Source organism: Pseudomonas salicis, from assembly GCF_057128705.1.
Window position 1 is genome coordinate 61,744 of record NZ_JBSKHU010000007.1, and the last position, 21,694, is coordinate 83,437.

17 protein-coding genes, 1 tRNA gene and 1 pseudogene are annotated in these 21,694 nt (G+C 59.6%); 14 read left to right on the forward strand and 5 right to left on the reverse strand.

Translation table 11 applies throughout. The features are described from left to right. Window positions 1-942 carry a type VI secretion system-associated lipoprotein TagQ gene (tagQ, locus tag ACWKWE_RS24215; protein WP_483851936.1) on the forward strand — a complete coding sequence of 314 codons (942 nt, stop codon included), beginning with the start codon at window positions 1-3 and terminating at the stop codon, window positions 940-942. On the opposite strand, the gene ACWKWE_RS24220 is transcribed toward tagQ, so the two are convergent. Then, window positions 878-1,195 carry a virulence RhuM family protein gene (locus ACWKWE_RS24220; RefSeq protein WP_483851937.1) on the reverse strand — a complete coding sequence of 106 codons (318 nt, stop codon included), beginning with the start codon at window positions 1,193-1,195 and terminating at the stop codon, window positions 878-880. The two genes, tagQ and ACWKWE_RS24220, sit on opposite strands and share 65 nt — an antisense overlap. A 178-nt stretch (window positions 1,196-1,373) precedes the next feature. Continuing rightward, a tRNA-Arg gene (locus ACWKWE_RS24225) sits at window positions 1,374-1,450 on the reverse strand. Window positions 1,451-1,667: 217 nt separating this feature from the next. On the opposite strand from ACWKWE_RS24225, the gene ACWKWE_RS24230 reads away from it, so the two are divergent. The 4 genes from ACWKWE_RS24230 (at window position 1,668) to ACWKWE_RS24245 (ending at window position 8,713) form a co-directional block, all read left to right on the forward strand. Then, window positions 1,668-4,175: a dermonecrotic toxin domain-containing protein gene (locus ACWKWE_RS24230; protein ID WP_483851938.1), complete on the forward strand. Its 2,508-nt coding sequence runs from the start codon at window positions 1,668-1,670 to the stop codon at window positions 4,173-4,175. Window positions 4,176-4,430: 255 nt separating this feature from the next. Continuing rightward, complete coding sequence (gabD, locus tag ACWKWE_RS24235; RefSeq protein ID WP_166595841.1) at window positions 4,431-5,873, forward strand: NADP-dependent succinate-semialdehyde dehydrogenase; 1,443 nt, start codon at window positions 4,431-4,433, stop codon at window positions 5,871-5,873. Between the two features lie 175 nt (window positions 5,874-6,048). After that, the gene (gabT, locus tag ACWKWE_RS24240) at window positions 6,049-7,329 is read left to right on the forward strand and encodes a 4-aminobutyrate--2-oxoglutarate transaminase (protein ID WP_341961274.1); all 1,281 of its coding nucleotides are present in this window, start codon (window positions 6,049-6,051) and stop codon (window positions 7,327-7,329) included. Between the two features lie 163 nt (window positions 7,330-7,492). After that, on the forward strand, window positions 7,493-8,713 hold the full coding sequence (locus ACWKWE_RS24245; RefSeq protein ID WP_483851939.1) for an HDOD domain-containing protein: 1,221 nt from the start codon (window positions 7,493-7,495) through the stop codon (window positions 8,711-8,713). Window positions 8,714-8,896: 183 nt separating this feature from the next. Here the strand turns inward: ACWKWE_RS24245 and ACWKWE_RS24250 are convergent, their stop codons facing one another. Together ACWKWE_RS24250 and desA are read right to left on the reverse strand one after the other, a co-directional pair. Further along, window positions 8,897-9,874: a GGDEF domain-containing protein gene (locus tag ACWKWE_RS24250; RefSeq protein WP_178115725.1), complete on the reverse strand. Its 978-nt coding sequence runs from the start codon at window positions 9,872-9,874 to the stop codon at window positions 8,897-8,899. 140 nt (window positions 9,875-10,014) lie between these two features. Then, window positions 10,015-11,199: a delta-9 fatty acid desaturase DesA gene (gene desA, locus ACWKWE_RS24255; RefSeq protein WP_483851940.1), complete on the reverse strand. Its 1,185-nt coding sequence runs from the start codon at window positions 11,197-11,199 to the stop codon at window positions 10,015-10,017. A 178-nt stretch (window positions 11,200-11,377) separates the two neighbouring features. Between desA and dibA the strand changes: the two genes are divergently transcribed. From dibA to ACWKWE_RS24285, 6 genes are all read left to right on the forward strand, one after another. Continuing rightward, window positions 11,378-13,300 (forward strand): phosphodiesterase DibA, encoded by a 1,923-nt coding sequence (dibA, locus tag ACWKWE_RS24260; protein WP_483851941.1) that lies wholly within the window; start codon window positions 11,378-11,380, stop codon window positions 13,298-13,300. Window positions 13,301-13,676: 376 nt separating this feature from the next. Further along, on the forward strand, window positions 13,677-13,859 hold the full coding sequence (gene oscA, locus ACWKWE_RS24265) for a sulfur starvation response protein OscA (protein WP_081565193.1): 183 nt from the start codon (window positions 13,677-13,679) through the stop codon (window positions 13,857-13,859). Window positions 13,860-14,013: 154 nt separating this feature from the next. Then, window positions 14,014-15,024, forward strand: coding sequence for a sulfate ABC transporter substrate-binding protein (locus ACWKWE_RS24270; RefSeq protein WP_166595837.1), 1,011 nt, complete (start codon window positions 14,014-14,016; stop codon window positions 15,022-15,024). Window positions 15,025-15,222: 198 nt separating this feature from the next. After that, a complete protein-coding gene (gene cysT, locus ACWKWE_RS24275; protein WP_166595836.1) occupies window positions 15,223-16,044 on the forward strand; it encodes a sulfate ABC transporter permease subunit CysT in 822 nt (273 codons plus the stop codon). Window positions 16,045-16,055: 11 nt separating this feature from the next. Next, the gene (gene cysW / locus ACWKWE_RS24280; protein ID WP_166595835.1) at window positions 16,056-16,928 is read left to right on the forward strand and encodes a sulfate ABC transporter permease subunit CysW; all 873 of its coding nucleotides are present in this window, start codon (window positions 16,056-16,058) and stop codon (window positions 16,926-16,928) included. Window positions 16,929-16,931: 3 nt separating this feature from the next. After that, on the forward strand, window positions 16,932-17,921 hold the full coding sequence (locus ACWKWE_RS24285; RefSeq protein WP_166595834.1) for a sulfate/molybdate ABC transporter ATP-binding protein: 990 nt from the start codon (window positions 16,932-16,934) through the stop codon (window positions 17,919-17,921). A gap of 128 nt (window positions 17,922-18,049) precedes the next feature. On the opposite strand, the gene ACWKWE_RS24290 is transcribed toward ACWKWE_RS24285, so the two are convergent. Next, complete coding sequence (locus ACWKWE_RS24290) at window positions 18,050-18,586, reverse strand: Mpo1 family 2-hydroxy fatty acid dioxygenase (protein WP_483851942.1); 537 nt, start codon at window positions 18,584-18,586, stop codon at window positions 18,050-18,052. Window positions 18,587-18,690: 104 nt separating this feature from the next. Here ACWKWE_RS24290 and ACWKWE_RS24295 point away from each other — a divergent pair, with 104 nt between their 5' ends. The 3 genes and pseudogenes from ACWKWE_RS24295 to ACWKWE_RS24305 all read left to right on the forward strand — a co-directional run. Beyond that, window positions 18,691-19,401 carry a Crp/Fnr family transcriptional regulator gene (locus tag ACWKWE_RS24295; protein ID WP_483851943.1) on the forward strand — a complete coding sequence of 237 codons (711 nt, stop codon included), beginning with the start codon at window positions 18,691-18,693 and terminating at the stop codon, window positions 19,399-19,401. Window positions 19,402-20,113: 712 nt separating this feature from the next. Continuing rightward, window positions 20,114-20,695 carry an alpha/beta hydrolase gene (locus tag ACWKWE_RS24300; protein ID WP_341961287.1) on the forward strand — a complete coding sequence of 194 codons (582 nt, stop codon included), beginning with the start codon at window positions 20,114-20,116 and terminating at the stop codon, window positions 20,693-20,695. A gap of 130 nt (window positions 20,696-20,825) precedes the next feature. Beyond that, window positions 20,826-21,641, forward strand: a pseudogene (locus ACWKWE_RS24305) (sigma 54-interacting transcriptional regulator); the annotation flags it as partial. Between the last annotated feature and the right edge of the window lie 53 nt (window positions 21,642-21,694).

Here is a 21,694-nt window from a genome sequence, read left to right on the forward strand (position 1 = left end):
ATGCAGTTATCCCGTAACCCTGCTGTTAACACTGTGGTTTCGAACTCCAAATGCCGTGGGCTGTTGTTGGTCGCCGCAGGATTTGGCTTCGTACTGATGGCGGGATGCGCCAACTCGCCTGTGTCCAAGGTCGGCGCCAGCACCAAGGTCGAGTACTACCCGACGTGCTACGAGCCGGTGCAGCACTTGCGTCAGACTGACTCTGATGTAAGCAAATCCGTGATCGGCGGGGCTGCTGTGGGGGCGCTGGGCGGCGCATTGGCCGGGGCCTTGGTCGGCAACTCCCAAGACCGCGCGCGCAACGTCGCCATTGGCGTCGCCGGTGGTGCTTTGGTAGGTGGCGCGGCTGGCTATTACACCGAGAAACAAAAACAGATCACCGACGACAACCAGCGCATCGGCTCCTACGCCACCGATATCGACAAGAGCGCCGCCGACATCGACCGCAGCGTCGGTTACGCCAAAGCGTCGCAGACGTGCTATCAGGGCGAGTTCACCAAACTCCTCTCCGCGCGCAAAGCCAAGACCATGAACGACACCGAAGGCCGCAAGCGTCTGGCTGAAATCGTTGCAGGCCTCAAAGAGTCCAACGACCTGATCACCGCCGTAAACGGCCGCACCGGTGAAAACCTCGACAACTACACCCAAGCGTACGAAAAAGACCTGCAAACCGTAGGCGTTCAACGCGCCGACGTGGCCACCGTCGCCGCTGCAGACACCACTCCTGCCACCCCTACAACCAGCAAAAAGAAAGCACCGGCGAAGAAAAAACTGCCAACCGTACCTCAAGAAGCAGTCGCCACCGAGAAGACCATCCAGGACGCGAAAACCAAACAGGCCGCAGGCCAGCAGGTCGCCGCGACCGGCCAGTCCCAGGTCAACGCCATGTGCAAAAACCCGGACCTCGGCGACTGGGCACCGGTGCCTTGCCCGAATGTCTGATTAGGGCATAAAGGCGGGTCAGATAGTCTTTTCCATCTGAAGCAGTTGTAAACTTCTGGTTTACAACTGCCCCTTCAGCCAGCTCTCCATCAGTAATCACCGCTTGAATGTGCTTACCGATATTCTGCTTGCTGGTCTGATAAAGCTCAGCCATTGCCAGTTGCGTCAACCAGACTTGACCGTCCATTTGGCGCAGCGTGAATTGCGCCAGGCCATCTTCCGTGCTGTAGAGGATCAGGTCGCTACCTGTCATTGGGCATTGCCTCCGCGTCTTGCCTCAAGTGCCGACTCTGGCTAATCAAGCCATCGTTAAGAGAAGGCGCAAGCTTAAACTTTCGCCCTGAACAGGACGCCCACAAAAAAGCCCGCGCATCGGCGGGCTTCTTTATAAAGCGGGTCCCGGTCTGCTGTGCATGACTCAGGATCGAAGATGGCGCACCTGGCGGGATTCGAACCCACGACCCCTGCCTTCGGAGGGCAGTACTCTATCCAGCTGAGCTACAGGTGCAACGCGGGCGCCATGATACCCATCTCGGTCCAAAGCGTCCATTGCATTGACTTGCCGTTTGTTTCGCCCTGACAAATGAACCTCGGGCTTTCGTCGTTCTGGTCATGCGCGGTCAGATTACCCCAGTGCCCTTCCTCTTCTGCGATAGCTATGTACCGCATCCCTTCACGCGCCAGCTGCTTCCTTGACGGTCTTTCAATCAGCAAGGACTTTCAGGATGGCGATCGACCTCGAACACTTTGAACGCAGTCTGCATTCGATGGCGGATGCGCGGGCGGTGATGGCGAAGGCACGTGGCTATTTAGAGGCGTGGCCTGATCTTTATAAGCTGGCGCGCAAGACGGCGGGTGAGTACCTGCTCAAGCACACCGGCAAGCCGCTGGACCCGGATCGGGTGTGGTGGAACGTGTTCGACGGTGCAGCCAGCGCGCCGACGTTTACCGGTTGGCGTCACAGCGGGCCGCCTAAACAGTCGATGACGTTCACGCAGTTGCTTATTCACCGTTTCAACGACGGTTTTCAGGTCGCCCCCGATGTGTTGCCGGTTTATGGCGGTTTCTATAACCGAAGCAGCGAGGCTCGTGAATACGGTCAGCACAATGAGGTTCCGCTCGAACCGGGCAAGGTGATGGGCGATTTGTGGGCGATGGATTTTGCGTCGCTTCTGGCGCAGCGCACTGAACGCTTCTGGCGTGAACATGGCGATGATTTTGCGCTGCTGGCGAAAGTGCGGCTCCTCGCGAGTCTTGATGAGGCGGTAAATCAAGGCGCGCTGTTGGCTTCCGACCGTCAGCGCCTGCGCGCGTGGCTGAGAGTAGGGCAAGGCGGTGTGACGCTGACGCAACTCCAAATGCCGACGCCTGCCCACGCGTTCCACATTCGGCATTACCTCGCAACGGGTGGGGGGCATCTGATCACATTGCGTGCTGACGATGGCCGCACCGTGTTGTATTGCCCTGGTACCGAGTGGCTGCCGCGCGCGTTCGCCAACCACGGCGATCTGGTGCATTGGCTGAGCCGTCAGCTTCGCTCGCGTGAAGCCTTTGATGCGCTGTTTCGCGTACATCAGCAGTCAGGCGCTGAGGCTCATCAGCAGGCGATGAGCAACCTGTTGAAGCGGTTTGGGCCCGCGGAAGCGCCGGCCTGGCCATTCGGGGTAGGTCGGCGGGTGACGGGCGATCTGTTTGCCGAAATGCGGGATTGGGCCAAGACGGATCTTGCCGTCAGCCACACGATGGCCGTCAGTAACGCCGATTTGCGCAAGTCGCTCTGGCGCGGGTATCTCGGAGCATTTCTTGGGGTGTTCGGAGGTTTTCCCGTATTGGCGTGGCCGCTGGGACTGGTGGTGCTGGGAGCGGGCGTGGCGCGCCTGTCGCTGGACATTGACGCAGCGGTGCGCGCTCGGTCTGTGGTCGAGCGCACGCAGGCGGTCATCTCGGCGGTGGCGGACACGGTCGCTGCGGTGTTCTCGATCATCGATGTCGGGCTGGGCGTCAAGGCGCTGCATTTCCAGGCCCCGCCCCATGAGCGGCTAATCGCCACTCGGGTGTTAGAGCCGACTGACCGGTTGAATGACGAGCTGGAGAGTCTGGACGGCAATCGCATCGTTCCAGAGCCGATGACCACGCCGGGAATGCTTGATGGCGTGAGCATCGATGATGACGGTTCGACCTGGATCGAGATGAACGACCTGACCCTCCGGGTTCGGCACAGCCCCGAGGCCGAGGGATGGTTGGCGGTGGATGATGACGATCCGTACGCCTTCCTGCCGAACACCCGGATGCAAGTGGTGACCGATTTCATGTGGACGCCGCTCGAAGTCGCCCAGCCCGAACTGGCGGTGTCCGGCCAATTGGAAACGGCCGCTTCGGGATTCTGGGACACCTACATGCAGGCTAACTACGAGTCGCACTGGGAGATGTCGCAGGCGTTGCTCGAACGCCAGCGCGAAACGTTATCCACAATCGCGCTGCCCAGCCCTTCGATGAGCAATCCGTTGTTGGAGAACCCGCGGCAGTTTCGTTATCTGCTCAAGGACGGCAAGCCGTTTTACACCTGGGTCGACGAGGAATACTTCAACAATGATCTGGTCGCTGCGTACACCGATGAGTTGACGCAGGCCAACGGCGTGTTCCGCCATGGCGTGGAGATCGACAATGAGATGGTCGCTTACCTGAATGACCTGTTCGATTCGCTGGAGCAGTTGCCCCGCAGCGAAGCCGTGCGTTTATGGCGCGGGGGCAGTGGTGCGCGAGCGACCGGCGGCGGGCAGTTCCGTAATGGAGAGCTAACCGTGGGCGACGTACTGGTCACCACGGACATTACGTCGTTTACGGAAAACCCCTACGCGTTACGCGATTTTGTAGCACCGAAGCAGGTAAAAGGGTTGAAGCGGGTCAACGTCTTCGACGACACCTCGGTGGTCTATGAACTGATTGGCAAGGGCATGAACAGTGGCGTTCCCATCGGGCCAATGTCGCTGAGCACCGCAGAGGCGGAGGTCGTGTTCACCCCCGGTCGCTATCTGCGCATCGAATCTGTGCGAGAAGTGCGAGGAGAGCACTATCACTTCGTCAGGGTAAGGCTGCGTGAAGTGGACAAACCGGATGTAGGCAGTGTCTATGACTTGCGTACGGGGGAACCCTTCGACCGTGTGGCGTATGTCAACCGCGTGCGGCATGCATCGTTGGTCGAGCGGTTCTTTCCCGCTGCCCAGTGGCCTTGATGAGGACCCACTGATCCGGAACGTTTCGTAAATCGGGCGCGTTTGTTCTTTTTTTCGAACACCCTATTGTCCTTTGTTGTTCTTGAACCTAGGATTCGTTTGAGATTTCAAACGCTCCCGTTCGGTCACCCGCGCTTTTCGCGATCCGTGCGTGCGGGGCCCGGCGAATGTTTTCCTGACGGCAGCCTCGGCAGAGGCGCCTTTGAACAATCAATAATTCGCTCCGCCTTGCGCGGTGCTGTTTAGGAGGCCGACATGCAGCTCAAAGATTCGAAGTTGTTCCGCCAGCAGGCGTACATCAATGGCGCCTGGGCCGATGCCGACAGCGGCCAGACCATCAAGGTAAACAATCCGTCGAACAACGAGATTCTCGGCACCGTGCCGAAAATGGGCGCTGCCGAAACCCGCCGTGCCATCGAAGCTGCCGACAAGGCGCTGCCCGCCTGGCGTGCACTGACCGCCAAAGAGCGTGGCGCCAAGCTGCGTCGCTGGTTCGAGCTGATGATCGAAAACCAGGACGACCTCGGTCGCCTGATGACTCTGGAGCAGGGCAAGCCGCTGGCCGAAGCCAAGGGCGAAATCGCTTACGCGGCATCCTTCATCGAGTGGTTCTCCGAAGAAGCCAAGCGTATTTATGGCGATGTCATTCCGGGCCACCAGCCTGACAAACGCCTGATCGTGCTGAAGCAGCCAATCGGCGTGACCGCTGCGATCACCCCGTGGAACTTCCCGGCTGCGATGATCACCCGCAAAGCCGGCCCTGCGCTGGCCGCCGGTTGCACCATGGTCCTCAAACCTGCTTCGCAAACCCCTTACTCCGCACTGGCGCTAGCTGAACTGGCCGAGCGAGCGGGCATTCCCGCTGGCGTGTTCAGCGTCGTCACCGGCAGCGCGGGCGACATCGGTTCCGAGCTGACCAGCAACCCGATCGTGCGCAAACTGTCGTTCACCGGCTCGACCGAAATCGGGCGTCAGTTGATGGCCGAATGTGCCCACGACATCAAAAAAGTCTCGCTGGAACTGGGCGGCAACGCGCCATTCATCGTGTTCGACGACGCGGACCTGGATAAGGCCGTCGAAGGCGCGATCATCTCCAAATACCGCAACAACGGTCAGACCTGCGTCTGCGCCAACCGCATCTATGTGCAGGATTCGGTCTACGACGCGTTCGCCGAGAAACTGCAGGCGGCAGTCGCCAAGTTGAAAGTCGGCGACGGCCTGGCTGAGGGCACCACCACTGGCCCGTTGATCGACGAAAAAGCGGTCGCCAAGGTCAAGGAGCACATCGCTGATGCGCTGGGCAAAGGCGCGAAAGTGCTGAGCGGTGGCAACAGCCTGGAAGGCAACTTCTTCGAACCGACTATTCTGGTCAACGTGTCCAAAGACGCCGCTGTGGCCAAGGAAGAAACCTTCGGCCCGTTGGCGCCACTGTTCCGCTTCAAAGACGAAGCTGAAGTGATCGCCATGGCCAACGACACCGAGTTCGGTCTGGCGTCGTACTTCTACGCCCAGAACATGAGCCGCGTGTTCCGTGTGGCCGAAGCGCTGGAGTACGGCATGGTAGGCATCAACACCGGCCTGATTTCCAATGAAGTCGCGCCATTTGGCGGTGTGAAGGCCTCGGGCCTGGGTCGTGAAGGCTCGAAATACGGCATCGAAGATTATCTGGAAATCAAATACCTCTGCCTCTCTGTTTAAGGCAGCGATATCCGACCCGCGCAGCGCGAGAGCGACGTTGCGCGGGTGTTTGTAGCAGCAAAACCCATTCGCTGGCCGGGAGGCCGCGGCAGTCGATCATCGTATGCTGCCGCTGTTGACCCCCGCCGCCTGATCCTTGAACCACGCCGCCCGATGAGCGGTGAATGAGGAAGACATGAGCAAAACAAACGCATCCTTGATGAAACGCCGTGAAGCCGCTGTACCCCGTGGCGTTGGTCAAATTCACCCGATCTTCGCCGAATCCGCGAAGAACGCTACCGTAACTGACGTTGAAGGTCGTGAGTTCATCGACTTCGCCGGCGGTATCGCTGTGCTGAACACCGGTCACCTGCACCCGAAAATCGTCGCTGCCGTTCAAGAGCAACTGACCAAGCTGACTCACACCTGCTTCCAGGTATTGGCGTACGAGCCCTACGTTGAGCTGTGCGAAAAAATAAACGCCAAGGTCCCAGGCAATTTCGACAAGAAAACCCTGCTGGTCACCACCGGCTCCGAAGCCGTAGAGAACGCCGTCAAGATTGCCCGCGCTGCCACTGGCCGTGCTGGCGTGATCGCATTCACCGGCGCGTACCACGGCCGCACCATGATGACCCTGGGTCTGACCGGTAAAGTCGTGCCGTACTCGGCTGGCATGGGCCTGATGCCAGGTGGCATCTTCCGCGCCATCTACCCGAACGAACTGCACGGCGTGAGCGTTGACGACTCCATCGCCAGCATCGAGCGCATCTTCAAGAACGACGCCGAGCCAAAAGACATCGCCGCGATCATTATCGAGCCGGTGCAGGGCGAAGGCGGTTTCTACGTCGCGCCTAAAGCGTTCATGGCTCGCCTGCGCGAACTGTGCGACAAGCACGGCATCCTGCTGATCGCTGACGAAGTGCAGACCGGCGCTGGCCGTACCGGCACCTTCTTTGCCATGGAACAGATGGGCGTCACTGCCGACCTGACCACCTTCGCCAAATCCATCGCTGGCGGCTTCCCGCTCGCAGGCGTTTGCGGCAAGGCCGAATACATGGACGCCATCGCACCAGGCGGTCTGGGCGGCACCTACGCCGGTAGCCCGATTGCCTGCGCCGCTGCGCTGGCGGTGATGGAGGTGTTCGAAGAAGAGCATCTGCTGGATCGCTGCAAAGCAGTGGGCGAGCGTCTGGTCACTGGTTTGAAAGCCATCCAGGCCAAGCACCCGGTCATTGGCGAAGTGCGTGCATTGGGCGCGATGATCGCGGTCGAGTGCTTTGAAAACGGCGACACCCACAAGCCGAACGCGGCGGCTGTGGCGTCCGTCGTGGCCAAGGCTCGCGAGAAAGGTCTGATCCTGCTGTCGTGCGGCACCTACGGCAACGTTCTGCGCGTGCTGGTCCCGCTGACCTCGCCTGACGAGCAGTTGGACAAAGGCCTGAAGATCATCGAAGAGTGCTTCGCTGAGATCGCCTGATGCGTCCTTGAAGAGGGTCACATTGATCAAAATGTGACCACTTCGTCAGAAAAAACCTGCTTCGGCAGGTTTTTTCGTTTATTGACGTCAGAAAAGTCGCTTAAAACCTGTCTCGCACGCCGCTCTTTGACTAAGGTACGAAGACTGATGCCGGAGAGTCATGATGACCGTCGTAGAGGCACCTGCTGTTCCTCGTATTTTGATTGCCGAAAGCGATCCTTGGGCACGTGAGATGCTCAATGAGCTGGTTCTGGACGTGCGCTGCGACGCGCAACTGGATGTGTGCTCGGACGGCAAGCAGGCGGTGGAGCTGATGCGTGGCTACATCCCGGATCTGGTGATCGCTTCCCGAGAGCTTCCGGGCGTTGATGGCCTGACCCTGCTGCGTGGGGTGCGCCTGCTAAAACGCCAGCCACCGGTGCGTTTTATCCTGCTCAGCAACCGTAACGACAGTGCCAGCGTGCGCGAAGCCGTGCAGTTGGCGCCGACAGCCTATCTGACCAAGCCGCTGAACATTGAAAGCCTGCGTCAGCGGCTGGAAAATCTGTTGCTGAAGGACGGCGCACAGGTCGCCTGCGAGGTGCCCGCGCTGGCGCCTGGCGTCGGGCTGGATGCGTTCTTGGAAAAGCGTCGAGAACTGGCGGACGGCGGCCCGTTGTACATCGATGTGCGCGAAGCGCTGACTCGCTGTCGCACGCCTGCCGGCATCGACCTCAAACGTCTTGAACAAGAATTGACCGACGACCCTCACGTTACGGCGGTGTTGATTGCCGCGGCGAACAGCGCCTCGCAGCATCAAGGCAAGCCCCAGCAGACCCTCGGACAGGCACTGACAGTGCTGGGCGCGACTCAGAGCGCCAATTTGATTCAAGGGCTGGCGCTCAAGCGGGGCGCGATCCTGACGGACCCGTCGCTGATCATTCAGGCCAGTCAGGTGTGGGACGTTTCACGGCGAACAGCGGGATATGCGCGGATTCTGGCGCGCACATTGGATCTGGACCACGAGCGCTGCTATTGCGCGGGCTTGCTCAGGGGGTTGGGGGATCTGTCGGTGATTCGCTGCCTTCAGGAATGGCTACAGGCCGGAGGCGTGCTAGACGATGCGACCATCGCCCACGCGCTGGACCAATATGCGGCGGCGTTCGGCTCAGCCCTGCGTACTCGCTGGCGTATTCCGTTGGAGCTGCGCGAATTGATCGCAGCGGTGTATCAGTACACCACCGGGGTCTACACCCGCGAAGTGCTGGCCATGAACCTGGCGGGGCAGATGGGCCGTCTCGGTCAGGAAGACCCGCTGGAGGCGCTGGCCAAGAGCAAATCGGCGCGGTTGCTGAAGGTCAACGCGTCCGATCTGGAGCGGGTGCGAAACAAGCTCGTCGCCTGATTCACCCTCAGAAGGCGCTTCCACACATCTGCGTCCGCGCCGCAAAGGCCGGCCAGACTCGGGCTGAACTGTGGGAGCGAATTCATTCGCGAAAGATCGGGGGCCGCTGGAGATGTATCGCCGGTCCCGGCCTCTTTGCGAATGAATTCGCTCCCACAGGTATTTTTACGGCGACAGCGAGCGCTACACCAACACAATCTGATTCTTGCCCTGACGCTTGGCCTGATACATCGCCGCATCCGCGCGGGCGAAGAGGGCTTCGAGGCTCTGGTCGTTGCTGCCCAGGTTGGTCAGGCCCTGGCTGGCCGTGATGCCGAACGTTTTGTCATCCCGCTGAAAGCTCAGCCGTTGGATTTCCCGCTGCAGCCGCTCCGCGATCTGCTTGGCCATGTCCGGCGCGCAGCCAATGAACACCGCCGCGAACTCTTCCCCGCCAATACGCCCGAACAGGTCGCCCCGACGCAGCGTCGTGCGGCCGCATTCGGCAATGCGCTGGAGCACGATGTCGCCTTCCTGGTGGCCGTAGGTGTCGTTGACCAGCTTGAAGTCATCCACGTCCAGCAGCAGAAACGCCATGGGCGTGCCTTGCAAACGGGCCTGTTCGAACTCGCGCTGGGCACATTCGAAGAAATGGCGACGGTTGCTGCTTTGAGTGAGGACGTCGGTGGTGGCCAAGCGTTGCAGCTCGTCTTCAAGCTGCTTCTTCTCAGTGATGTCTTCCGCGATGCCCACCACGACCAGACGCTGCCCGTGCTCGGCCTGATGGCTGACGAAGCATTTGTCGCTCAGCCAACGAACCTGGCCGTCGGCTCGGATGATCCGGTATTCGCGGTCTTCAATGGAGCCCTTTTCCAGCACTTCACTCAGGCTGCGCTCGGCGTAGTCGAGGTCATCCGGATAAATGCTGTCGCGCCATTCGTTGTAATCGGCCAGCAGCAGGCCAGCCGAACGACCGAAGATGCGCTCGTAGGCGGGGCTGACGTAGATCATGCGCTGGGTTTGCCAGTCGAATGCCCAGAGTACGGCGTTGACACTCACCAGCAGCGAGCTGAACAGCTGTTCACGTTCGCTCAGTCGGGCAACTTCCGCTTGGGCGTGCATCAGCGCCAGAAGGGTTTCTGCTGTGGCGGGTGTGTCGATAGAAGGCGTCTGGTTGTCCATGAGCACTGCATCTCAATATAAGGTGCGGCGCACAGCCACAACATGTCACACAGCATAGTGCGAAGGTGATAATGAGATCGGCGTAGTGGCACGAAGTTCCGACGGGCGCCCATCCGGATGGATGGGCGCCGATAAGCGGCCTAAACGTGAGAGGGGCGTAGCGAGTAGGTTTTCAGCTGGTCTGCGAAGTCGCGCAGGGACTGGATGCCGCTGGCTTCCGCTTCGTGGACCCAGTCTTTGATGGCGGCGAGCATGTCGTGGCCGTTGCTGCTGGTGCGGGCCCAGATCTGTTGCAGCGCGAGGCGTTTTTCGTAGATCACTTTCAGCGCCTGGCTGTGTTCCAGCATGGTCTGGATGCGCGCCTGATGCTTGTCTTCCAGCAGGCTGGTTTCGCGAGACAGCAGCCGTTTGGCCCGACGGAACTGATGACGGACCGACTCGTCGGCTTTGGCGAGTTCCTGTTTTACCAGCGGCGCGATCACCAGCTTGCGGTATTGGGCCATGATCTGGAACCGGTTGTTGAGGATGGCCATGGCGGTGTCCATGTCCACATGGCCCTTGCCTGCGACCCGGTGGGCAATCGGCGCCACGCGCTGAACCTTGGCCAGACGCAGCCAGCAGAACACCTTGATCCACGCCCAGCCCATGTCGAACTCCCAACGCTTGACCGACAGCTTGGCCGAGTTCGGGTAGGTGTGGTGATTGTTGTGCAGCTCTTCGCCGCCGATCAGGATGCCCCACGGCACCAGATTGGTCGCGGCGTCCCGGCATTCGAAGTTGCGATAGCCGACCGCATGACCCAGGCCGTTGACCACACCAGCAGCCCACACGGGAATCCACATCATCTGGATCGCCCAGACAGTGATGCCGATGACACCGAACAGCGCAAGGTCAAGGACGCCCATGATCGCCACGCCCAAAAGCGGGTAGCGCGAGTAAAGGTTGCGCTCGATCCAGTCTTCCGGGCAGTTCTTGCCGTAAATGCGCAGTGTCTCGGGATTTTCTGCCTCGGCGCGGTACAACTCGGCGCCTTTGCGCAAGACCGTAGACAGGCCTTTGATGACCGGGCTGTGCGGGTCATCTTCGGTTTCGCATTTGGCGTGATGCTTGCGGTGGATGGCCGTCCACTCGCGGGTGTTCTGCGCCGTGGTCAGCCACAGCCAGAAACGGAAAAAGTGCTTGAGCCCGGCGTTGAGTTCCAGCGAGCGGTGAGCAGAGTAGCGATGGAGATAAACCGTGACGCTGACGATGGTGACGTGAGTCATCGCCAGAATGACTGCGACCAATTGCCAGACGGACAGGTCGAGCAGACCGTTGTTCCACATAGGCTGAGTTGCCCTCGGTTGTAACGCATGCGGGGTGCAGGGCGGTGAACACCGACCCTGAGACGACAGCGCGCATTATCACTTAGCCACCAGATAAAACCAGTCGGTGTTTTAGATAAGCGTCGCAGGATGTTTCTTACTCTATAATCCCGTCCTTTCGTAAGGTTTCTGGTTTTCCATGTCAGTGATTACCCGAGATGCGCTCAAAACCGCGCTGTTGTATGGGCTGCTGTCGATTTTCTGGCTGGCGTTCACCGACTACGTGCTCCCGCTTTTGATCGAAGATTCGGTTCAGTTGGCCCGTGCTCAACTGATGAGCGGTTATGCCTGGCTGGCAATGAGTGCGCTATGCGTCTACTTCGCACGATTCCGGCTGCTGAGCTTCATGGGCGTCAAGGCCCGCCAACGCCGAAAAGAGGACATTCAACGCTTGCGTCTGGCGGCAGCGGTCTTCGACAGCACACTGGAAGGGGTGTTGGTGACCGATGCCAAGGGCGTGATCGTTCACGTGAACCGCGCCTTCATGGAAATCACGGGCTATCAGCAAGACGAAGTGCTGGGCCTGACGCCGCAGAAGTTCAAGTCCGGGCGGCACGGCCCCGAATTCTACGCGCGCATGTACAAGACCATTTCCAGCGCGGGCCAGTGGAGTGGCGAGATCTGGAACCGGCGCAAAAGTGGCGAAATTTACCCGCAATGGCAAAGCATTCGTTCTATCAAGGATGATCAGGGCGCCATTACGCATTACGTCGCGGTGTTTTCCGACATCACCTCCATCAAGCATTCCGAGCGTGAATTGGTCCACCTGGCCCATTACGACGCACTGACTGAACTGCCCAACCGCTTGCTGTTCAGCGACCGGGCCGAGCAAGCGCTCACCCATGCTCGGCGCAAGAAAGAAAATCTGGCGCTGCTTTTGATCGATCTGGACCACTTCCAGCACATCAACGACAGCCTCGGGCACAACCTGGGTGATGAAGTACTCAAGGCGGTGGGTGAACGGTTGGCGAGTTTTCTGGAGAAGGGCCTCACGCTGGCACGCTTGGGTGGGGACGAGTTCGCCGTATTGGTCGAGAACCCGAATCAAGCTGTGCAGGCGGCAGAACTGGCGCAAGGCATTCTCGACGGGATGCGCGAACCGTTCGTCATCGACGGCCAGCCGCTGTTTCTCTCGGCGAGTATCGGCATCAGCATTTTTCCCCACGACGCGATGAGCGCCGAGCAATTGTTGCGCAACGCCGATGCCGCGCTGTTTCTTGCCAAAAGCCAAGGGCGTGAACGCTACGCCCTGTACACCGAAGAACTCACGGCGCGCGCCCAGCGTCGAGTCGAGCTGGCGGTTGAATTGCGGCAGGCGATCGTGCAGAACGAACTGCGCGTGTTCTATCAGCCGATCCACAATCTGCGCACCCGCCGCATCGAGGGCGTCGAGGCGCTGGTGCGTTGGCAGCATCCGCAGCGCGGGATGGTCTCGCCCGGCGACTTCATTCCCGTTGCCGAACAAAGCGGACTGATCGCGGAGATCGACAACTGGGTGCTGACCGAAGCCTGTCGGCAAATGCGCCAGTGGCTCAAGGACGGAGTGGCCCTGTCGTTTGTGGCGGTCAACGTGTCCAGCCGCCTGTTCGGCCGCGGCGATCTGGATCGGAGGGTCGCTCAGGTGCTGCATGAGGCCGGGCTGGCGCCGGGTTATCTGGAGCTTGAAGTGACTGAGAGCGCGATCATGGACGATCCCGAGCAAGCGATTGAGCAGATGCATCGCTTGCGGGAGTTGGGCCTCAAGCTTTCCATCGATGATTTTGGTACGGGTTATTCGTCGCTGCTGCGGCTCAAGCGGATGCCGGTGCAGAAGCTGAAAATCGATCAGGGATTTGTTGCGGGCCTTCCGGAAGATGAAGACGACATCGCCATCGTTCACGCGGTCATCGCGCTGGCCCAAGCCATGGGCATGCGGGTGTTGGCTGAAGGTATCGAGCAGGCCGATCAGGCAAATTTTCTGCTGAACAGCGAATGCGAGTTGGGCCAGGGCTACTGGTTTGCCCGGCCTATGCCTGCGGCTCAGATCGATTGGCAGCATGCGCCGGTGTTTGCGTTGAGCTGACATTCCGGTAGTCAGGCATCGACCTGTAGAAGCGAATTTATTCGCGAAATAGCAGAGGCGATGGAGTTGTATTGTCTGTAGCGACCATTCGCGAATGAATTCGCCCCTACAGCGAAAATCGTGGTGATCTTGTAGGAGTGAGCTTGCTCGCGATGTCGTTGGGTCTGTCTGTCGTTTGCTGACGGAAAAACGCTATCGCGAGCAAGCTCACTCCTACAAGGTTTCGGGCCACTCAGAGCACCAAATTCACTTTGGTTATATCTGCATTCTTAAATAGTATTTTTAAGAATAACCCTCCCTCTCTAATATCGCGCTTACGCCACGAGCAGCCGCCTTCCCACCGCCGCTGCGGGCAACTCTTTCAAGGAGCACGATAATGAGCGCATCCCTACGTAGCGTCGACGGCCAGGACGAAGCAAGCATTCTGCGAGAAATTCAGAGCGCGCTGCGTGACCTGCGTTTCGGCGCGGTTGAAATCACCGTGCACAACGCGCAGGTGGTCCAGATCGAACGCAAAGAGAAATTCCGTTTGCAAAACCCGGGCAAGCAGCAGGGCTGAGTATTGCGAACAACCGAACACCCTGTAGCAGTCCGGCTTGCCGGCGGCAGCGATGTTGAGGGCGCGTCCGCCGGAAAGCCGTGCTGTTACAGACAACGTTTGACCCCAAAAACTAGAAAAAGCCAACAACGCACAATTTCCAGGAGCTTGATTCATGTCCATTCGTCGTTACGCGCTGGCCGCACTCGCCAGTGCCGTGTTTGCTGGTTCCGCCGTTGCCAAGGACTACACGCTGTTGAACGTGTCCTATGATCCGACGCGTGAGCTGTATCAGGACTACAACGCTGAATTCATCAACTACTGGACCAAGGCCCACCCAGGCGACACGGTCAAGATCAACCAGTCCCACGGTGGTTCGGGCAAGCAGGGCCGTTCAGTCATCGACGGTTCGCCTGCTGACGTGGTGACCCTGGCACTGGCCGGTGACATCGACGAAATCTCGAAACTGGGCAAATCCATCCCGGAAAACTGGCAGACCAAACTGCCGGACGCCAGCACCCCGTACACCTCGACCATCGTGTTTCTGGTGCGCAAAGGCAATCCGAAAGGCATCCACGATTGGGCTGACCTGATCAAGAAAGACGTCGCGGTCATCACCCCTAACCCGAAAACCTCCGGTGGGGCTCGCTGGAACTTCCTGGCCGCCTACGCCTATGGCCTGAAAGCCAACGGTGGCGACGAGACCAAGGCCAAGGCCTACATCAAGACCCTGTTCGAACACGTGCCTGTGCTGGACACCGGTGCTCGCGGCGCCACCATCAGCTTCACCAATAACGGCTTGGGCGACGTGCTGCTGGCGTGGGAAAACGAAGCCTTCCTGTCGCTGAAAGAAGACGGCGGCGCTGACAAGTTCGACATCGTCGTGCCTTCGCTGTCGATCCTCGCCGAGCCTCCAGTTGCGGTCGTCGAGAAGAATGCCGAGAAACACGGCACCACCGAAATCTCGACTGAGTACCTGAAACACCTGTACAGCAAGGAAGGTCAGGAAATCGCCGCGAAGAACTTCTATCGTCCTCGCGACAAGGAAATCGCGGCCAAGTACGAGAAGCAGTTCCCGAAACTGGAGCTGGTGACCATCGACAAGGATTTCGGTGGCTGGAAAGAAGCTCAGCCCAAGTTCTTCAACGACGGCGGCATCTTCGACCAGATCTATATTCCGAAGTAACAAGCCCCATAACCTGTAGGAGTGAGCTTGCTCGCGATTCATGCCGCCAGACACCGCCATTGGGCCTGGTAGATCGCAGATCGCGAGCAAGCTCACTCCTACACGGGGTGTCGCGGAATTTGATAAATTTCGCAGCTTTCCCATGGCAAAAACCGACCCGGACCCGCTCCGGGTTCTGTGTATCAACCAAGGACCTTTATGTCTCGACGCATATCCCCCGTCATACCCGGCTTCGGGCTGACGCTGGGCTACACCTTGGTGTACCTCAGCTTGATTGTGCTGATACCGCTCGCGTTCATGTTCATCCATGCGTCGCAACTGACCGCCGAGCAGTTCTGGAACATCGTCACCGCGCCTCGGGTGCTGGCGGCGCTGAAATTGAGCTTCGGCACTGCGTTCTACGCAGCCATCATCAACGGCATCATCGGTACGCTGTTGGCGTGGGTGCTGGTGCGTTACACCTTTCCGGGCCGCAAGATCATCGACGCGATGATCGACCTGCCGTTCGCGCTGCCCACGGCCGTTGCGGGCATCGCACTGACCGCCCTATATACCCCGGCCGGTCTGGTAGGCCAGTTCGCTACCGACCTGGGCATCAAGATCGCTTACACCCCGTTCGGTATCACCCTGGCGCTGACCTTTGTCACCATGCCGTTCGTGGTGCGGACCGTTCAGCCGGTGTTGGCGGACATTCCCCGTGAAGTCGAAGAAGCCGCCGCTTGCCTGGGCGCTCGTCCGCTGCAAGTGTTCCGGTACATCCTCGTCCCCGCTCTGCTACCTGCCTGGCTGACCGGCTTCGCGCTGGCCTTTGCCCGAGGCGTGGGCGAATACGGCTCGGTGATTTTCATCGCGGGCAACATGCCGATGAAAACCGAAATCCTGCCGCTGCTGATCATGGTCAAGCTCGACCAATACGACTACGCAGGCGCCACCTCCATCGGCGTGCTGATGCTGGTGGTGTCGTTCATCCTGTTGCTGCTGATCAACCTGCTGCAACGTCGCATCGAAACCCCGAACTGAGGAGGCGCACTATGTCTGGTCCATCGCTCATTGCCGCTTCCTCCGCCAACGCTGCCCGTCGTGGCAGTGCGGTGTCGCGGCGTATTCTGATCGGCCTTGCCTGGCTGGTTTTTGCCATCTTTCTACTTTTGCCGTTGTTCGTTGTTGTCAGTCAGGGCCTGAAAAACGGCTTGGGCGGCTTCTTCACGGCGATTCTTGAGCCTGATGCGTTGTCGGCGTTGAAACTCACGGTGTATGCCGTGCTGATTTCCGTGCCGTTGAACGTCGTGTTCGGCGTCTCGGCCGCCTGGTGCGTGAGCAAATATTCGTTCCGGGGCAAGGCGATCCTGGTGACCCTGATCGACCTGCCATTCTCGGTTTCGCCGGTCATCGCAGGTCTGGTTTACATCCTGATGTTCGGCGCCCGTGGCGTGTTTGGGCCGTGGCTTCAGGATCACGACATCCAGATCGTCTTCGCGCTCCCGGGGATCGTGCTGGCGACCATCTTCGTGACCGTGCCTTTTGTGGCCCGCGAGCTGATCCCGCTGATGCAGGAGCAGGGCACGCAGGAAGAAGAAGCGGCGCGTCTGCTGGGGGCCAACGGTTGGCAGATGTTCTGGCATGTGACTGTGCCGAACATCAAATGGGGTCTCATCTACGGCGTGGTGCTGTGTACCGCCCGTGCGATGGGTGAATTCGGCGCGGTGTCGGTGGTGTCCGGCCACATTCGCGGCGTGACCAACACCCTGCCGCTGCATGTCGAGATTCTCTACAACGAGTACAACCACGTGGCTGCATTTGCCGTGGCGAGCCTGTTATTGATCCTTGCGCTGTTCATCCTGCTGCTCAAGCAGTGGAGCGAAGCGCGCATTAGCCGTCTGCGCCAAAGCGCGGCGGAGGAATAATTCATGTCGATCGAAGTCCGTAACGTCAGCAAGAATTTCAACGCTTTCAAGGCCCTCAACAGCATCAATCTGGACATCCAGAGTGGCGAGCTGGTGGCTTTGCTGGGGCCGTCCGGCTGTGGCAAAACCACGCTGCTGCGCATCATCGCGGGGCTGGAAACGCCGGATCAGGGCAGCATCGTGTTCCACGGCGAAGACGTCTCCGGTCACGATGTGCGTGATCGCAACGTCGGTTTCGTGTTCCAGCACTACGCGCTGTTCCGTCACATGACCGTGTTCGACAACGTCGCTTTCGGCCTGCGCATGAAGCCGAAAAACCAGCGCCCGAACGAAAGCCAGATCGCCGCCAAGGTTCATGAACTGTTGAACATGGTGCAACTGGACTGGCTGTCGGATCGCTATCCCGAGCAATTGTCCGGTGGTCAGCGTCAGCGTATCGCCTTGGCGCGTGCCTTGGCGGTTGAGCCGAAGGTGCTGCTGCTGGACGAGCCGTTCGGTGCGCTGGATGCCAAGGTGCGCAAGGAGCTGCGTCGCTGGCTGGCGCGCTTGCACGAAGACATCAACCTGACTTCCGTGTTCGTGACCCACGACCAGGAAGAGGCCATGGAAGTCGCCGACCGCATCGTGGTGATGAACAAGGGTGTGATCGAGCAGATCGGCTCACCGGGCGAGGTGTATGAGAACCCGGCGAGTGACTTCGTCTATCACTTCCTCGGCGACTCCAACCGCCTGCATCTGGGCGAAGACAACCACGTGCTGTTCCGTCCCCACGAAGTGTCGCTGTCGCGCCATGAAGTGGAAGGGCACCACGCAGCGGAAGTTCGGGACATTCGGCCACTGGGCGCGACCACGCGTGTGACGCTGAAAGTCGAGGGCCAGCCGGACCTGATCGAAGCGGAAGTGGTAAAGGATCACGACAGCCTGATCGGCCTGGCGCGCGGCGAGACGTTGTTCTTCAAGCCGAAGGTTTGGCAGAAGGTTGAGAACATTTGATCGCTCTTTGTAGCAGCACGGCTTGCCGGCGGTGGCGTTTCTGAAAACGCTGCCGCCGGCGAGCCGTGCTGCTACCGAGGCGTGTTGTGCGGGCCGGTTGTTTCGCCCCGGCGGCACGGGGCGTCTACTTAAGCCGCCGCCTTCTTCAAATTCCGCTTGTGCGTCCGCCCCACTTTCCCTTCGATGCTGTTCTGCAATTTCTTGCGCATTCCCATCAAAAACGCCGCCTCAGCCGTGACGAACAGCGGGCCAATGATCAGGCCTGTGACGTCGTCGACGAACGCCGGTTTACGACCTTCGTAATAATGGCCGACGAACTGGATCGCCCAGCCGATCACGAACAGCCCGACGCCCGAGCCTAGCCAGACCAGCGTGCTTTGCTGCGCAAGGTGCGCGCCGATCCACAGAAACAGCGTCAGTACGATGCCCAAGGCGATCCCCAACGACTTGTCGAGGCGCAGGTAAAACAACGTAGCCGCGACTGTTGCCAACAAGGCCGGTGATAGCCAAAGCTCGCCCAGCGCCCAACTGCTCCAGCCCGGCCGCGACAGCAGCACCGACACGGCGAGGACGATCAGCGGAACACCCACGAAGTGCGTGGCAATGTTGCGGGTATCGCGGTGGTAAGCCGCGTACTGGCTGAGATGATCGATGAGGTTTTTCATTGTTATTCCTCCTGTCTGCGTTGATCATGCCGCTGCTTTTTGGGCCGGGGCCTGCCCGTTGGCTCAGCCTGCAATAAAACGCCTACGAGAAAAAGGAGATTCACGTGACGAATGGAACGCAATGGCGCTCATGGTTGGACAACGACCACTGGTTCAATGATTTGCCCGCTGCCTTGCAGGATAGCCTGCTGACCGGCATGCGGCAGCGGCGGGTCACCCCCGGCAAACTTATCCTCAAGCGTGGCGAGCCTGCGTGTGGGCTGTATGCGCTGCTTGCAGGCTCCGTCCGCTTCAACGACGTCAAACAGCAACGTCACTGGCTTCCTCAAGCGCCCTCGAAACGCCCGTACTGGTTTGGTGAAGTCTCCCTCTTTGATGAGCGGCCCCGCCTGCACGATGTCTACGCGGAAGACCAGGTCATCCTGCTGCACATGCCGCAGGCCCCCCTTGATCACATACTCGACCATAACCCTCGCTACTGGCGCTTTTTCCGGCAACTGCTGGGAAGCAAGCTCGGCCTGGGCGTTCCTACGCGGGATGAAATGACCCTCCTGCCCACCGACGAGCGCGTCGCGTTCCGGCTGCTCATGCTCAGCGAAGGCTACGGCGAACTTGACCGCTCCGTGCGCATCGTCTCCGTTCATGACATCCCCTCCAGCCGCTGCCTGGGCCTGACCCCGGACGTCATCGAACGCGTGCTGATCGATTTCGCATCGCGGGGAATCATTCGTCGGGATCATGATTTCATCAGCGTGCTGGATTCGGAAAAGCTGCGTAGGGCAGCACGGCATCGGTTGACGCAGTGGCAGGCTTGACGCATTCCAAGGAGGCATTGGATCAGTGTCAAATCGGTCCGGTGCTTGCGTGCGTGGCTGCAATAACGCTCTTGCGTCCGACAATCTCCTTCTAGGTATTCCAGTCCGCCAGCGTCGTCGAAACCCGATCGTGAACTTTCATCCAAGTGCATAACGCCGGGTCGATCACCGCGACCATTGGCGATGCAGCTCGCCATGTTTTTTACCCTTCGGAACGCTCGCTGCTGCAGGGGTTGACGTCACAACCGAGGCTGATAACCTCAGCTCGCAGCCCTAGGAACCTCCACTCCCGTGCATCAAGAAGCGGTGATGAGACTAGGTTATGTGACGGCCCCGCTTTGCGGGGCCTCCTCGTTTCTGGAGGGCATCCGTTGCGCCCCCCTGTCCAAATAGCATATGGCCGGTGGTGTTTTCGTTTGGACGCGTGGCATAGGCCGTTGTCACCGCTCGCCTGAATTTTTCCGCAGATAAAAAATTCTGTAACAACCCACCCGTATTCTTTCCTTATCCCCGGCGAGCTGGGGGCAGACAGCGTGATTATCAGGGCTACTCCTTAAGGCAGGGGGTGGCCCTCTTTTTTGGTCGCGTGATTGACTGTGTTTGCGACATATGAATTTTGGGTATTAATAAATATCTTCTTATTCTTTTTCGAATATATGTCCCTTCCCTATACTCGCCGCCATGAACGCAAAAAGTGCAGGAGGCGAAGGCCGTGCATAACGAATCGATCCGTTACTTGATCGTGCCAGGCTGGCAAGGATCTGCCGAAGACCATTGGCAAACTCATTGGCAGAACAGCCTGCCCAACAGCGTGCGCGTGGAGCAGGCCGACTGGCTGAAACCTCGCCGCGAAGATTGGGTCGGTGAGTTGCAGCGAGCAATTGCCGTCGACAGTTCACCGGTGATTCTGATCGCCCACAGCCTTGGCTGTGTGACGGTGGCTCACTGGGCGCAACTGGCGCCATTGGAAACCTTGCGACAAGTGCGCGGCGCTTTGCTGGTGGCGCCTGCGGACGTCGAGCGACCGAACTGCCCGCCGGCGATTCGTAACTTTGCGCCTATCCCTGAGCACATGCTGCCGTTCCCGGCACAGGTGGTCAGTTCCGACAACGACTCCGCCGTCAGCGCCTTGCGTGCGATGGAAATGGCCCGCAACTGGGGAGCCGAGATCGGCATTCTGAGCGGCGCGGGTCATATCAACGTGAAATCCGGCCATCAACGCTGGGAACAGGGTTTCGCTTACCTGTATCGCCTGCAAGGCCGTATCGAACAACTCACACGACGTCGCGCATGAAGCCATGTTGCGTGGCGATGATCGCGTCAGAACGCACGCTGATCACGACCTTTTTCGCCGCAGTGAACCGACAGGCGCTGCGGCCTTTTTTTTAACGCTCAGGCTTCGATGGCTTGGGCGGGAGCCTGCCATGAGCCCATCAGACGTACCTCAACAACCCCTCCTGACTTTTCCCGACGCTGAAAAAAGCCCCCTGAGCATCCGTGCCAAGGCGCTGGTGTTTTTCGACCCACGCTCTCGTCGCTTGCGTGAAGAAATGGAGCAGCTTGCCCCCTTGGATTTGCCGGTCTTGATCCGTGGCGAACCTGGCACCGGCAAAGAACTGTTGGCGCGGCATATCCACCGTGGCAGTGATCGTTCGGGGTTGTTCGTCTCGGTGAATTGCGGTGCGATCAGTCCGACCTACGCCGACGCCGAGCTCTTCGGTTACGCGGCCGGCGCGCACAGCGGGTCAGCGAGTAGCAGGGCGGGATGGTTCGGTTCGGCGACAGGCGGGACGCTGTACCTCGACGAGATCGCGGACCTGCCGTTGCCGATTCAGATCAAATTGTTGTCGGCGCTGGAAAATCACGAAGTCACCCGGGTCGGCGCCTCGCAGCCGAGCCCTGTGGACGTACGTTTGGTGGCGGCGACGAGCATCGACCTGAAACTGGCCGTTGCCGCCGGGAAGTTTCACGAGCGGCTCTATAGCTACCTGAGCGAGGGGCGGTTGGACCTGCCATCCCTGCGTGAGCAGCCGGGCAACATTTTGCCGTTGGCCGAGTATTTTCTGGGGATCTATAGCCAGCGCCTCGACTTCGACATGCCCCTTATCAGCGACGCCGCGCAGAAAGTGCTGGAAGCGCACTACTGGCCGGGGAATACACGGGAGCTGGAGAACGTCATTCATTTTGCATTGCTGGTCAGCAGCGGGGCGGAGATTTTGCCGGAACATCTCAACCTTCCTTCCCGCTGACGGTTGAGCCGACCATCTGTGGGAGCAGCGCGACGGCCGCGAGA